At 55.8% G+C, this 14,391-nt stretch carries 8 protein-coding genes, 2 tRNA genes, 3 rRNA genes and 2 pseudogenes; 6 read left to right on the top strand and 9 right to left on the bottom strand.

Annotated elements, in window-relative coordinates; genetic code table 11:
* Positions 1 to 24 precede the first annotated feature (24 nt).
* On the bottom strand, positions 25 to 1,017 hold the full coding sequence (locus tag LOY38_RS10030) for a GlxA family transcriptional regulator (protein ID WP_258699885.1): 993 nt from the start codon (positions 1,015 to 1,017) through the stop codon (positions 25 to 27).
* 90 nt (positions 1,018 to 1,107) lie between these two features.
* Between LOY38_RS10030 and inhA the strand changes: the two genes are divergently transcribed.
* Positions 1,108 to 1,794, top strand: a complete 687-nt coding sequence (inhA, locus tag LOY38_RS10025) for an isonitrile hydratase (protein ID WP_258699884.1) — start codon at positions 1,108 to 1,110, stop codon at positions 1,792 to 1,794.
* Between the two features lie 662 nt (positions 1,795 to 2,456).
* Here the strand turns inward: inhA and LOY38_RS10020 are convergent.
* A complete protein-coding gene (locus tag LOY38_RS10020; protein ID WP_258699883.1) occupies positions 2,457 to 2,930 on the bottom strand; it encodes an SRPBCC family protein in 474 nt (157 codons plus the stop codon).
* Between the two features lie 278 nt (positions 2,931 to 3,208).
* Between LOY38_RS10020 and LOY38_RS10015 the strand changes: the two genes are divergently transcribed.
* Positions 3,209 to 3,610, top strand: coding sequence for a lysozyme inhibitor LprI family protein (locus tag LOY38_RS10015; protein ID WP_258699882.1), 402 nt, complete (start codon positions 3,209 to 3,211; stop codon positions 3,608 to 3,610).
* A 189-nt stretch (positions 3,611 to 3,799) separates the two neighbouring features.
* On the opposite strand, the pseudogene LOY38_RS10010 reads toward LOY38_RS10015, so the two are convergent.
* A pseudogene (locus LOY38_RS10010) lies at positions 3,800 to 4,060 on the bottom strand (RraA family protein); the annotation flags it as partial.
* Here LOY38_RS10010 and LOY38_RS10005 point away from each other — a divergent pair.
* Positions 4,052 to 4,174 (top strand): annotated as a pseudogene (locus LOY38_RS10005) (LysR family transcriptional regulator); the annotation flags it as partial. The pseudogenes LOY38_RS10010 and LOY38_RS10005 overlap by 9 nt on opposite strands.
* Before the next feature lie 15 nt (positions 4,175 to 4,189).
* On the opposite strand, the gene mrdA reads toward LOY38_RS10005, so the two are convergent.
* The 6 genes from mrdA to LOY38_RS09975 form a co-directional block, all read right to left on the bottom strand.
* Entirely contained in the window at positions 4,190 to 6,082 is a 1,893-nt protein-coding gene (mrdA, locus tag LOY38_RS10000) for a penicillin-binding protein 2 (protein ID WP_258699881.1), read from the bottom strand.
* A 242-nt stretch (positions 6,083 to 6,324) separates the two neighbouring features.
* Positions 6,325 to 6,440 (bottom strand): 5S ribosomal RNA (gene rrf, locus LOY38_RS09995).
* Positions 6,441 to 6,585: 145 nt separating this feature from the next.
* Positions 6,586 to 9,477, bottom strand: a 23S ribosomal RNA gene (locus LOY38_RS09990).
* A gap of 236 nt (positions 9,478 to 9,713) precedes the next feature.
* Positions 9,714 to 9,789: transfer RNA gene (locus tag LOY38_RS09985), tRNA-Ala, on the bottom strand.
* 33 nt (positions 9,790 to 9,822) lie between these two features.
* A tRNA-Ile gene (locus LOY38_RS09980) sits at positions 9,823 to 9,899 on the bottom strand.
* A gap of 82 nt (positions 9,900 to 9,981) precedes the next feature.
* Positions 9,982 to 11,520 (bottom strand): 16S ribosomal RNA (locus tag LOY38_RS09975).
* The 16S, 23S and 5S rRNA genes sit together here with 2 tRNA genes alongside, the layout of an rRNA operon.
* A gap of 670 nt (positions 11,521 to 12,190) precedes the next feature.
* On the opposite strand from LOY38_RS09975, the gene rhtA reads away from it, so the two are divergent.
* From rhtA to LOY38_RS09960, 3 genes are all read left to right on the top strand, one after another.
* Positions 12,191 to 13,078 carry a threonine/homoserine exporter RhtA gene (rhtA, locus tag LOY38_RS09970; protein ID WP_258699880.1) on the top strand — a complete coding sequence of 296 codons (888 nt, stop codon included), beginning with the start codon at positions 12,191 to 12,193 and terminating at the stop codon, positions 13,076 to 13,078.
* A 169-nt stretch (positions 13,079 to 13,247) separates the two neighbouring features.
* Positions 13,248 to 13,529: a hypothetical protein gene (locus tag LOY38_RS09965; protein ID WP_258699879.1), complete on the top strand. Its 282-nt coding sequence runs from the start codon at positions 13,248 to 13,250 to the stop codon at positions 13,527 to 13,529.
* 99 nt (positions 13,530 to 13,628) lie between these two features.
* Entirely contained in the window at positions 13,629 to 14,369 is a 741-nt protein-coding gene (locus LOY38_RS09960) for an SDR family oxidoreductase (RefSeq protein ID WP_258699878.1), read from the top strand.
* Positions 14,370 to 14,391 lie beyond the last annotated feature (22 nt).

The raw sequence follows: 14,391 nt of genomic DNA, 5'->3' as shown, positions 1-14,391 counted from the left end.
TGGAGTGTCGAATGAACAAGACCCTCAAGGCAATACTGGATCTGCTGGAGCGCTGACGGAAAAACGCTCTCGATACGCCTGCGGCGTCACCCCCATCGCCCGCAGAAAACTGCGGCGCAAGGTTTCTTCACTGCCAAACCCGCACTGCACCGCGACCCGCTTGATCGGTACACCGGTGTCGCTGAGCAGCCGTCGCGCGGTCTCGACCCGAATAAGCTCGATGGCCCGGGCCGGGGTCTGGCCGGTGTCGGCGCGGTAATGACGGACGAAGCTGCGTTCGCTCATGCCGGCCTGCAAGGCCAAGGTCGGGATGCCGAGGTCCTTGGTGAGGTTTTCGCTGATCCAGGCGTGAAGTTCGTCGAAACGATTACCTTCTTTCTGCAAAGACAAGGTCACGCTGAACTGCGACTGGCCACCCGGACGCTTGAGAAACACCACCAATTGCCGGGCGACGTCCAGGGCCATGGTTCGGCCAAGGTCTTCTTCGACCATGGCCAGGGCCAGGTCAATGCCGGCGGTGACCCCAGCCGAGGTCCAGACCGGGCCGTCGTTGATGAAGATCGGGTTGGGTTCGACCTGGAGTTTGGGATGCTGCTGCGCCAATTGCTCGCAACGGGTCCAGTGCGTCACCACCCGCCGACCGTCGAGCCAGCCGCTGGCCGCCAGCAAAAACGCCCCGGTGCACACCGACGCCACCCGTCGGCACTCCATCGCATGCTCACGCACCCACGCCACCAGCGACTCATCCTGCGCCGCCGCGTAAACGCCCCAGCCACCGGCAATGATCAAGGTGTCGCTGCCCCGATCCGGCAGCGGCTCCGCCAACAGCGCCAACCCCGCCGACGACATCACTGCCCCGCCACCACTGGCAATCACCGACGGCGCATAGGGCGGCGGCAAACCTTGCTGGCGGGCAATGTCGTTGGCCGAGGCAAACACCTGCAACGGCCCGGTAACGTCGAGCAGTTGCACGTTGGCAAAGGCCAGCACATGAATGGTTTTCGGGTTGTTCGGCATATTTGGCGTAATTCGTGGGGTTATTGGCGTATACGCCAGATCCTACGAGCCTACAGTGAAGCCGTCCACCCCAATCAGGAGAAAAACGCCATGACGTTGCAGATCGGATTTTTGTTGTTTCCACAGCTCCAACAACTGGACCTGACCGGCCCTTATGACGTGCTGGCCTCGTTGCCGGATGTGAAGGTGCATCTGATCTGGAAGAATCTGGTGCCAGTCACCGCGAGTACCGGGCTGGTGTTGAAACCGACCATCAGCTTCGACGACTGCCCGCCGCTGGATGTGATCTGCATTCCCGGCGGCACCGGCGTCGGGCCATTGATGGAGGATGACCAAACCCTGGCCTTCATCAAGACTCAGGCTGCCACGGCGCGGTATGTCACCTCGGTCTGCACCGGCGCGCTGGTGCTTGGCGCAGCAGGGTTGCTCAAGGGCAAGCGCGCCACCACGCACTGGGCGTATCACGAATTGCTCGGGCGTTTGGGGGCGATTCCGGTGAAGGATCGAGTGGTGCGCGACGGCAATCTGCTGACCGGCGGCGGGATCACGGCGGGGATCGATTTCGCCCTGACCCTGGCGGCTGAACTGTTCGATGAAGACACGGCGCAACTGGTGCAACTGCAGCTGGAATACGCCCCGGCACCGCCGTTTGCTTCGGGCAGCCCTGAGACAGCGCCAGTCAGCGTGCTGGAGGAAGCCCGCAAACGCGCTGCCGCGTCGCTGAAATTGCGCTCGGAAATCACCGAACGTGCAGCGGCGAAACTCGACTGCCGGTGAAAGAAATGGCTGCGGGAACCAAGGTCCCCGCAGCCAGTCACTCTCAGATGCCGCGGTGTTTCAGGCATACCGTGCTTGTGGGGTCTACGACTGCTGCGCAGCCTTCGGCTGCAGCTACAGGAGATCTGGATTCAGTTTTCTGCAGACGAAAAAAAACCCGCCTAAGCGGGTTTCTCAAGACCATTGCGACATCCTGTCGGCAGCCATCCTGGCGTATGGTCGATCATCCGTGATCCTGAGCACGTCCTGTGCTTCAGTTGATGGATCCAGATTAAACCCATCGGTGAAGCCTCAAAAGACGACATACCAGCGGCTTCGTGTAAGCCATTGACCACTCAGCTCCTGAAACCGCCCTTGTAGCAGCTTGCAGTTTTCTGTAGCCGAAAAAAAACCCGCCGAAGCGGGTTTTTCCCAAGACCATATCGACTCCCTGTCGGCAGCAATCCTTGCTTATGGTCGATCATCCGTGACCCTGGAGCACTTCCTGTGCTTCAGTTGATGAGGCTAGATTACGCTTCGGATCCAATCTGCAATAGACGACATAGCTACTATCGCGTGTAAGACATTCGCCATAGTCACCTTTCCGAAACCCCTTAGACGTGTCAGCCATCACGCGCTGAGGCCACGAATTTCATGGCCTGCAGCCATCAACCTCCCTGGCTCTAATGGGTCTTGGTATTTGTTCTCAGAAATTCTTCGATATTGTTCATCTGCTCATCCCATCCACGGCTGTCCATGCGGAACGCCTTGAGCCTGCGCGATTGAGGGATGTGATCGAAACCGGATTCGACGACCGTCAACAACGTGCCTTCGTCCATATCCTGGAGCTCGAACTTCACCAGCGTGGTGGGTTCCTGGGAGTAATCGACTTCCGGTTCCACCGCATAGGGGTGCCAGCGGAACGAAAACACCCGCTCCGGTTCGACTCGCTCCACCAGTACATTCCACAACAAGTGCTCATAACCAGGATAAGTAATCTGCCCCTGGGTCCACTCGCCAGCGACAAAGCGCTTACCTTCGAGCGCCACGCCAAACCACTGCCCAAAGGCTTCGGCATTGGCCAGCACGCGCCAGACCTGCGAGCGCGGCACCTTGAGCAGGATCTTCCTTTCGATGCGATCTGATGCTGGGTTCATAAGTCACCTCCTGTATTGAACAGTAGGCCTGTAACGACCATAAGACCACCCTAAAAGTTGTATCAAACGGGTGCCGCCATCAAGCATGCCTGAAATATTCGGCCTCGGTTCTGGCCATAAGTTCTGGGTTGAAAGGGGAAGCCAGCAGGCGAAACCCTGCTGGGGCTAGCTTGCGAGGATGCTGCCGCCTTCGCGGCTTCAGGCGCCCTTGCTACGAGCTGAAACCGCCATCTTCGCTACACTGCACCCCAACTTTCCATCACCACAGCGAGCCCCCCATGCCCCCACGTTTTCTCCTGGCGTTGACGCCGCTGCTGTTCACCACCGTGGCGCATGCCGTGGACTGTGCCAATGCGAACGACCAGGGCACCATGAATCAGTGTGCCGCCGAGCAATACAAAGCGGCTGATAAAGAGCTGAACACGCTTTACCAACAGATCACCAAACGATTGAAAGACAATCCCGATGCCAAGAAGCTGCTGGTCAGCGCGCAACGCAACTGGGTGGCGTTTCGTGATGCTGAGTGTGAGTTTTCGACCTCTACGGTGTCGGGGGGCAGTGTGTATCCGCTAATCTACAGCCTGTGCACCACCAACCTGACCAAGGCGCGCGTCGAAACCTTCAAACGCTACCTAACGTGTGAGGAAGGCGATATGAGTTGTCCGGTGCCTGGGGGTTGATGCTGTGGTGTCTTTGAGGACCTCTTCGCGAGCAAGCTCGCTCCCACATGGATTGCGTTTATTCGACGTTGGTGGCTCGGCTCAGCACAGCATTGAGCAACACATCGGTGCCCTGACGCACGTCTGGGCGAAATCGGTGGCCAGGCCTTCGATCGCCTGAATCATCCGCGCCACGCCGTACAAGGCATCCACGCTCAAAACCTGCGCCACCGGCTCACCGGCGCGCAGCCGCTCCAACAAGCGCGGTTCGGCGCAATCCGAAGCCAAGGCCTGATCGATGACAGCGGCCGCCGTTCGCCAGTGGAGAAACAGCACACCGTTGTCGTCCGCCAGCACCAAATCGCCGGAATTCACAGTGACGCCGGCACTGTGGATTGGCTGATTGATCTGACTGTCGCCACGGCCATGCAGCTTGGTGGTCAGCAGGCTGGTGCCGCGAGCGAAGACGGGGTGGTGGATTTCGATATCCAGCTGCTGTGGAATCGCGAGCAGAAGATGAGTCAGGCCGAAACCGTGTTTCTGGAAAGCTTCCAGCACATGCTCAGTATTCGTGAGCCTGTGCTGCGAAGCCTTGATCGTTTAGACGTGAGGGTCGCCCGGCGCTTTGCTCGGCGCGGCGTATTGCGGCTTCAGGTGGCCCTCCTGATCGAGCAGCCAGGCGTCCATGATCTGCCGCACCACGGGACCGGCGACGCGACCTCCGGCCTCGCCGTTTTCGATCATCACCGAGATGACAATCTTCGGATGTTCGGCCGGAGCGAAACCGACGAACAAGGCGTTGTCGCGGTTACGCTCAAGGGTTTTCGCCCGGTTGTAGCGCTCACCCTGCTTGATCGCCACCACTTGCGCGGTCCCACTTTTGCCGGCAATGCGGTACTGCGCGCCCTCCGCTGCCGCTCGGGCAATCCCGCGAGCATCGTGCATGACCATCTGCATGCCATGGTTGACCTGCTCCCAGTCACGCGGGTCCTTGAGCAGGATATTCGGCATCGGATGCTCATCCACCGGCGCTACGCCATCCACACTCTTGGCCAGGTGCGGTCGGTTCCATACACCTTTGTTGGCGATCAGTGCGGTAGCCTGGGCGAGTTGCAGAGGGGTGACCTGCATGTAGCCCTGGCCGATCCCGAGGATCACCGTCTCGCCGGGGAACCACGGTTGACGGCGCGTGGCGCGCTTCCAGGCCTGGGATGGCATCAACCCCGGAGACTCTTCGAACATGTCCAGCGAGACCTTCTCGCCGAGGCCGAACATCGCCATGTAATCGTGCAGACGGTCGATGCCCAGCTTGTGGGCCAGGTCGTAGAAGTAGGTGTCGTTGGAGCGCATGATCGCCGCGTCCATGTCCACCCAGCCATCGCCGCTGTGGTTCCAGTTACGGTACTTATGATCGAAGTCCGGGAGTTGGTAATAACCTGGATCGAAGACACGGGTCTGAGGGGTGACGACCCCGGCGTCGAGGCCGGCAATCGCCACCTCCGGCTTGATGGTCGAACCCGGCGCGTAGAGCCCCCGCAGTACGCGGTTGAACAGCGGCCGGTCGATGGAGTCGTGCAGCGCCGCGTACTCCTTGAAGCTGATCCCGGTGACGAACAGGTTCGGGTCAAAGCTGGGCTTGCTGACCATGGCCAGCACTTCACCGGTTGACGGATCGAGAGCGACCACCGAGCCACGGCGATCGCCTAATGCAGCTTCCGCGGCTTCCTGAAGTTTGACGTCGAGGCTCAGTACGATGTTTTTGCCGGGGATCGGATCGGTGTGCTTGAGCACTCGCAGAACGCGGCCTTGCGCATTGGTTTCGACTTCTTCGTAACCGACGTGGCCGTGCAACTCGGGCTCGTAGAATTTCTCGATGCCGGTCTTGCCGATGGATTGAGTGCCACGGTATTCCACCGTATCCAGGGCCTTGGATTCTTTTTCGTTGATGCGGCCGACGTAGCCAATCGAATGAGCGAAGTGCTCGCCCATCGGGTAGTGGCGAACGAATTGCGGCTCCACGTCGATCCCTGGCAGACGGAACTCGTTGACCGCCAATACGGCGATCTGTTCTTCGCTGAGTTCGTAGAACAAAGTGACTGGTACGAAGGGATGTCTAGCTTGCTTCATTGCCTTATCGAAGACCGTGCGGTCTTCGGCAGGCAGGTGCAGGAGGTTGACCACCTCATCCAGCTCTTCTTTGACGTCGGAGGCACGCTCGCGGGTGATGGTCAGGTTGAAGCTGGGTCGGTTGTCCGCCAGAACTACGCCATTGCGGTCATAGATCAACCCGCGGGTAGGGGCGATCGGCAATACGTGTACACGGTTATTTTCGGAGATCGTCGAGTGGTAGTCGTACTCGACCACTTGCAGGACATACAGGCGCACCACCAGCGCGCAGGTAATAGCGACGACGAACAAGGCGCAAGCCATCAGTCTTTTATTGACCTGGCGCTTCTCTTTTTCGTGGTCCTTGATCGGTATCGCTTCGGGCATTTCTGCAGCAGCTCTTTGACTGTAGAGGGGTGCCGATCCGTAGGCTTGAAATCAGTCCGTTAAAAACGAGCTGCACCATACCAAAAAAGGCGCGGTCACTTAGCGTGCTCTGCCGAAGTTTCATTAACGATGCGGCTGTTACCAGCGATAGCTATCGGGGTATCCCTTTGTTGCCAAGGCGCTTTCCTGCGGGCAAAACAAAACCCCTACCTGCATACGCAGATAGGGGTTTTGGAATTTAATCTTGACGATGACCTACTCTCACATGGGGAAACCCCACACTACCATCGGCGATGCATCGTTTCACTGCTGAGTTCGGGATGGGATCAGGTGGTTCCAATGCTCTATGGTCGTCAAGAAATTCGGGGACCGAATCGTCTTTCGACGCTTCAGCAAATTGGGTATGCGATAGTTTGTGTGTTTTACTCGAACTTTCGGTTCGTTTCGTCTTCACACACCGCAATCTGGTGCTCTCTCGAGTCAGCAAATTGCTTGGGTGTTATATGGTCAAGCCTCACGGGCAATTAGTATTGGTTAGCTCAACGCCTCACAGCGCTTACACACCCAACCTATCAACGTCGTAGTCTTCGACGGCCCTTCAGGGGACTCAAGGTCCCAGTGAGATCTCATCTTGAGGCTAGTTTCCCGCTTAGATGCTTTCAGCGGTTATCTATTCCGAACATAGCTACCCGGCAATGCCACTGGCGTGACAACCGGAACACCAGAGGTTCGTCCACTCCGGTCCTCTCGTACTAGGAGCAGCCCCTCTCAAATCTCAAACGTCCACGGCAGATAGGGACCGAACTGTCTCACGACGTTCTAAACCCAGCTCGCGTACCACTTTAAATGGCGAACAGCCATACCCTTGGGACCGGCTTCAGCCCCAGGATGTGATGAGCCGACATCGAGGTGCCAAACACCGCCGTCGATATGAACTCTTGGGCGGTATCAGCCTGTTATCCCCGGAGTACCTTTTATCCGTTGAGCGATGGCCCTTCCATACAGAACCACCGGATCACTAAGACCTACTTTCGTACCTGCTCGACGTGTCTGTCTCGCAGTCAAGCGCGCTTTTGCCTTTATACTCTACGACCGATTTCCGACCGGTCTGAGCGCACCTTCGTACTCCTCCGTTACTCTTTAGGAGGAGACCGCCCCAGTCAAACTACCCACCATACACTGTCCTCGATCCGGATAACGGACCTGAGTTAGAACCTCAAAGTTGCCAGGGTGGTATTTCAAGGATGGCTCCACGCGAACTGGCGTCCACGCTTCAAAGCCTCCCACCTATCCTACACAAGCAAATTCAAAGTCCAGTGCAAAGCTATAGTAAAGGTTCACGGGGTCTTTCCGTCTAGCCGCGGATACACTGCATCTTCACAGCGATTTCAATTTCACTGAGTCTCGGGTGGAGACAGCGCCGCCATCGTTACGCCATTCGTGCAGGTCGGAACTTACCCGACAAGGAATTTCGCTACCTTAGGACCGTTATAGTTACGGCCGCCGTTTACCGGGGCTTCGATCAAGAGCTTCGCGTTAGCTAACCCCATCAATTAACCTTCCGGCACCGGGCAGGCGTCACACCCTATACGTCCACTTTCGTGTTTGCAGAGTGCTGTGTTTTTAATAAACAGTCGCAGCGGCCTGGTATCTTCGACCGGCGTGGGCTTACGGAGCAAGTCCTTCACCCTCACCGGCGCACCTTCTCCCGAAGTTACGGTGCCATTTTGCCTAGTTCCTTCACCCGAGTTCTCTCAAGCGCCTTGGTATTCTCTACCCAACCACCTGTGTCGGTTTGGGGTACGGTTCCTGGTTACCTGAAGCTTAGAAGCTTTTCTTGGAAGCATGGCATCAACCACTTCGTGTTCTAAAAGAACACTCGTCATCAGCTCTCGGCCTTAGAATCCCGGATTTACCTAAGATTCCAGCCTACCACCTTAAACTTGGACAACCAACGCCAAGCTGGCCTAGCCTTCTCCGTCCCTCCATCGCAATAACCAGAAGTACAGGAATATTAACCTGTTTTCCATCGACTACGCTTTTCAGCCTCGCCTTAGGGACCGACTAACCCTGCGTCGATTAACGTTGCGCAGGAAACCTTGGTCTTTCGGCGTGGGTGTTTTTCACACCCATTGTCGTTACTCATGTCAGCATTCGCACTTCTGATACCTCCAGCAAGCTTCTCAACTCACCTTCACAGGCTTACAGAACGCTCCTCTACCGCATCACCTAAGTGATACCCGTAGCTTCGGTGTATGGTTTGAGCCCCGTTACATCTTCCGCGCAGGCCGACTCGACTAGTGAGCTATTACGCTTTCTTTAAAGGGTGGCTGCTTCTAAGCCAACCTCCTAGCTGTCTAAGCCTTCCCACATCGTTTCCCACTTAACCATAACTTTGGGACCTTAGCTGACGGTCTGGGTTGTTTCCCTTTTCACGACGGACGTTAGCACCCGCCGTGTGTCTCCCATGCTCGGCACTTGTAGGTATTCGGAGTTTGCATCGGTTTGGTAAGTCGGGATGACCCCCTAGCCGAAACAGTGCTCTACCCCCTACAGTGATACATGAGGCGCTACCTAAATAGCTTTCGAGGAGAACCAGCTATCTCCGAGCTTGATTAGCCTTTCACTCCGATCCACAGGTCATCCGCTAACTTTTCAACGGTAGTCGGTTCGGTCCTCCAGTCAGTGTTACCTAACCTTCAACCTGCCCATGGATAGATCGCCCGGTTTCGGGTCTATTCCCAGCGACTAGACGCCCTATTAAGACTCGCTTTCGCTACGCCTCCCCTATTCGGTTAAGCTCGCCACTGAAAATAAGTCGCTGACCCATTATACAAAAGGTACGCAGTCACCCAACAAAGTAGGCTCCCACTGCTTGTACGCATACGGTTTCAGGATCTATTTCACTCCCCTCTCCGGGGTTCTTTTCGCCTTTCCCTCACGGTACTAGTTCACTATCGGTCAGTCAGTAGTATTTAGCCTTGGAGGATGGTCCCCCCATATTCAGACAAAGTTTCTCGTGCTCCGTCCTACTCGATTTCATGACTAAGAGATTTTCGCGTACAGGGCTATCACCCACTATGGCCGCACTTTCCAGAGCGTTCCGCTAATCTCAAAGCCACTTAAGGGCTGGTCCCCGTTCGCTCGCCACTACTAAGGGAATCTCGGTTGATTTCTTTTCCTCAGGGTACTTAGATGTTTCAGTTCCCCTGGTTCGCTTCTTAAGCCTATGTATTCAGCTTAAGATACCTAACTTATGTTAGGTGGGTTCCCCCATTCAGACATCTCCGGATCAAAGTCTGTTTGCCGACTCCCCGAAGCTTTTCGCAGGCTACCACGTCTTTCATCGCCTCTGACTGCCAAGGCATCCACCGTATGCGCTTCTTCACTTGACCATATAACCCCAAGCAATCTGGTTATACTGTGAAGACGACATTCGCCGAAAATTCGCGATTAAACTCACAAATTTTACCTTAGCCTGATCCGTTACCAGTGAAAGTAACGTTCAGTCTATCTTTCTATCACATACCCAAATTTTTAAAGAACGATCTAGCCAAAGACTAGAAATCAACATTCACCATCATCACGATGGAATGCTCATTTCTAAGCTTTCAACAAACAGAAGCAGTAGTGGTGGAGCCAAACGGGATCGAACCGTTGACCTCCTGCGTGCAAGGCAGGCGCTCTCCCAGCTGAGCTATGGCCCCGTATTTCTACAGGCGTTCCCACACAAGCAAAATTGGTGGGTCTGGGCAGATTCGAACTGCCGACCTCACCCTTATCAGGGGTGCGCTCTAACCAACTGAGCTACAGACCCAATTTCGGGCTGCTTCTTATCGTCTTCTTCAATGAATCAAGCAATTCGTGTGGGAACTTATGGAGCAGCTGATGTCGTCGATTAAGGAGGTGATCCAGCCGCAGGTTCCCCTACGGCTACCTTGTTACGACTTCACCCCAGTCATGAATCACACCGTGGTAACCGTCCTCCCGAAGGTTAGACTAGCTACTTCTGGTGCAACCCACTCCCATGGTGTGACGGGCGGTGTGTACAAGGCCCGGGAACGTATTCACCGCGACATTCTGATTCGCGATTACTAGCGATTCCGACTTCACGCAGTCGAGTTGCAGACTGCGATCCGGACTACGATCGGTTTTATGGGATTAGCTCCACCTCGCGGCTTGGCAACCCTCTGTACCGACCATTGTAGCACGTGTGTAGCCCAGGCCGTAAGGGCCATGATGACTTGACGTCATCCCCACCTTCCTCCGGTTTGTCACCGGCAGTCTCCTTAGAGTGCCCACCATTACGTGCTGGTAACTAAGGACAAGGGTTGCGCTCGTTACGGGACTTAACCCAACATCTCACGACACGAGCTGACGACAGCCATGCAGCACCTGTCTCAATGTTCCCGAAGGCACCAATCCATCTCTGGAAAGTTCATTGGATGTCAAGGCCTGGTAAGGTTCTTCGCGTTGCTTCGAATTAAACCACATGCTCCACCGCTTGTGCGGGCCCCCGTCAATTCATTTGAGTTTTAACCTTGCGGCCGTACTCCCCAGGCGGTCAACTTAATGCGTTAGCTGCGCCACTAAGAGCTCAAGGCTCCCAACGGCTAGTTGACATCGTTTACGGCGTGGACTACCAGGGTATCTAATCCTGTTTGCTCCCCACGCTTTCGCACCTCAGTGTCAGTATCAGTCCAGGTGGTCGCCTTCGCCACTGGTGTTCCTTCCTATATCTACGCATTTCACCGCTACACAGGAAATTCCACCACCCTCTACCATACTCTAGCTCGACAGTTTTGAATGCAGTTCCCAGGTTGAGCCCGGGGATTTCACATCCAACTTAACGAACCACCTACGCGCGCTTTACGCCCAGTAATTCCGATTAACGCTTGCACCCTCTGTATTACCGCGGCTGCTGGCACAGAGTTAGCCGGTGCTTATTCTGTCGGTAACGTCAAAACAATTACGTATTAGGTAACTGCCCTTCCTCCCAACTTAAAGTGCTTTACAATCCGAAGACCTTCTTCACACACGCGGCATGGCTGGATCAGGCTTTCGCCCATTGTCCAATATTCCCCACTGCTGCCTCCCGTAGGAGTCTGGACCGTGTCTCAGTTCCAGTGTGACTGATCATCCTCTCAGACCAGTTACGGATCGTCGCCTTGGTGAGCCATTACCTCACCAACTAGCTAATCCGACCTAGGCTCATCTGATAGCGCAAGGCCCGAAGGTCCCCTGCTTTCTCCCGTAGGACGTATGCGGTATTAGCGTCCGTTTCCGAGCGTTATCCCCCACTACCAGGCAGATTCCTAGGCGTTACTCACCCGTCCGCCGCTCGCCACCAGGTACAAGTACCCGTGCTGCCGCTCGACTTGCATGTGTTAGGCCTGCCGCCAGCGTTCAATCTGAGCCATGATCAAACTCTTCAGTTCAAACATCTTTGGGTTTTGAGAAAACCCTAAACTTGGCTCAGCAATCGTTGGTTACATCTTTGATTTCTCGCGGAGTAACTTGTGATGCTGATAATCTTGTTGACTATCAGTCTGACTCCACAAGCACCCACACGAATTGCTTGATTCAGTTGTTAAAGAGCGGTTGGTTAAGATCTTTCGTCTCAACCGAGGCGCGCATTCTACAGCAGCCTCTGTTGCTGTCAAGCGGTTATTTTCAGAAGTTTTCAAAGTTTCCTTTGCAACTTCAACCACTTGCGCTTCCGATCTCTCGTTAGCGGGAGGCGAATTCTACAGCGTTAGTCGCTGCTGTCAACACCTGTTTTTCTCCGCTTTCGACCGAGAAGATCGAACCGTCAATAAGGCGACAACACACTGCCTTACCAACTCCTTCTGGCCTCGATGAACTGAAGCGTAACCGCTGCCGAAAACTGCGTAACTCATTGTTTACCAAGGAGTTTTCCGTTTCGACTGCGCCGGAAGTGGGGCGAATTATAGACGTCCAGAATCTGCCGTCAACCGTTAATTACGCTTTTCTATCAGGATGTTCAAAATCCCTGCTTATATATAGACGCGCCCGCAACGAATGCGCAGTATATTGCCCAACACGTAAAACAATACTCTCGCCTCCTACTTCGGACGATGCCACGCAATGAATGACCACCCCCGCAGCCTCGCCTCGACTCTGTTCTCGGTTGGCCTGCTCTTAATAGCCATGGCATCGATCCAGTCCGGAGCCTCTCTGGCCAAAAGCATGTTCCCGGTTATCGGTGCTCAAGGGACAACCACCCTGCGGCTGATCTTCGCCAGCGTGATCATGCTGCTGCTATTGCGACCATGGCGAGCGAAGCTCACCGCAAAATCCCTGCGCACCGTTATCGTCTACGGGATGGCGCTGGGCGGCATGAACTTCCTCTTCTATATGTCCTTGCGCACTGTCCCTCTGGGTATTGCGGTAGCCTTGGAGTTCACCGGCCCATTGGCGGTCGCTATTTATGCCTCACGCCGGGCGATCGACTTTCTGTGGATCGCTCTGGCGGCCGTGGGTTTACTGCTGTTGATTCCGACTGGCGCCACGAGTGCAGGTATTGATCTGGTTGGCGCAGGTTATGCCCTTGGCGCTGGTGCCTGCTGGGCGTTGTACATTCTGTTCGGCCAGAAGGCCGGTGCCGACAATGGCGTGCAAACCGCCGCATTGGGCGTGATGATTGCCGCACTGTTCGTAGCCCCCATCGGCATCGTCCATGCTGGCGCTGCGCTGCTGACACCCTCGTTGATTCCCATAGCCATCGGGGTCGCCATTCTGTCCACCGCCCTGCCCTACACCCTGGAAATGGTCGCCCTCACACGGATGCCCGCCCGGACCTTCGGCACATTGATGAGCATCGAGCCTGCGTTCGGCGCATTGTCCGGTCTGTTGTTCCTCCATGAATACCTCTCCCTGTCACAGTGGATGGCTATCCTGTGCATCATTCTGGCTTCCGTCGGCGCGACCATGACCATGGGGAGTGCCGCCAAACCTGCGGTCGCAGCGGATTAAGACGAGATTTGACGAAGGTCTGGTATTTGCCGCTCAATTAGGCCATGTTTAGGCCACGTAACTCAGTGTCAGACATGGATTTTTTCAGATAGGGATATCAGAACGCTTCAAGCAAAAGCGAACGCAGGCAGACCCGGGCGCAAGATCCGGGGCCTCTATAAGGACAGCAATGAAACGAATTTTGATACTGATCGCCGTACTGGCCGTTGCGGGCTGCGCGGCGACCTCGAAAACCCAGATCAAACACGGTAAGAAAGGGCTGCATATCAACTGTTCTGGGCTGTCGTCCTCGTGGGACAAGTGCTACAGCAGCGCCGCCAACTCGTGCGCACCCAAAGGTTACAAGGTGATCGCCAAGTCAGGGGACGCCGTGGAAGAACCCGGTGATTATCCGTTCGGCCTCAACCCGGCCGGTTATACCAGCCGCAGCATGATCGTCATTTGCAAGTAACCTTCCCCCTTCTATCGGGTTTGCGTAGCCCGATAGGCGCTTCGCCCGGATGCGGCTAACGTTCGTCAGTCAATGACCGTTCAGCAAAGGGCGACATCCATGACCACCGCTATCAATAACAAGAAAATCGCTCTGGTCGTCGGTGCAGGCGATGCCACCGGCGGCGCCATTGCCAAACGTTTTGCCCAGGAAGGTTTCGTCGCCTGCGTCACGCGTCGCAGCGCAGACAAACTCCAGCCATTGGTAGATGCCATCACGGCGAGTGGCGGCGAGGCTCACGGCTTTGCCTGCGATGCGCGCAAGGAAGAGGACGTGATTGCGCTCATCGAGCAGATCGAAACCGAGATCGGCCCCATCGAGGCGTTCGTCTTCAATATCGGCGCCAATGTCCCGTGCAGCATTCTCGAAGAAACCGCCCGCAAGTATTTCAAGATCTGGGAAATGGCCTGTTTCTCAGGGTTTCTCAACGCTCGTGAAGTAGCCAGGCGCATGGTCACCCGTCAACGGGGCACGATTCTGTTCACCGGGGCCACTGCCGGCTTGCGCGGCGCTGCGGGTTTCGCAGCCTTCGCCGGCGCCAAACACGGGATTCGCGCCCTGGCCCAAAGCATGGCCCGCGAATTGGGACCGATGAACATCCATGTCGCCCATGTCGTAGTCGATGGCGCCATCGACACCGACTTTATTCGCGACAGTTTTCCAGAAAAGTACGCGACCAAAGATCAGGACGGCATCCTCAATCCCGAACACATCGCCGACAACTATTGGTACCTGCACAGCCAGCCACGGGACGCCTGGACCTTCGAACTGGATCTGCGCCCCTGGAATGAACACTGGTAAGCCCTTCCCCACAACCATAAGA

The organism is Pseudomonas sp. B21-015 (assembly GCF_024749285.1).
Classification (GTDB): domain Bacteria; phylum Pseudomonadota; class Gammaproteobacteria; order Pseudomonadales; family Pseudomonadaceae; genus Aquipseudomonas.
This window is presented reverse-complemented; position numbering and strand designations above follow the sequence as displayed.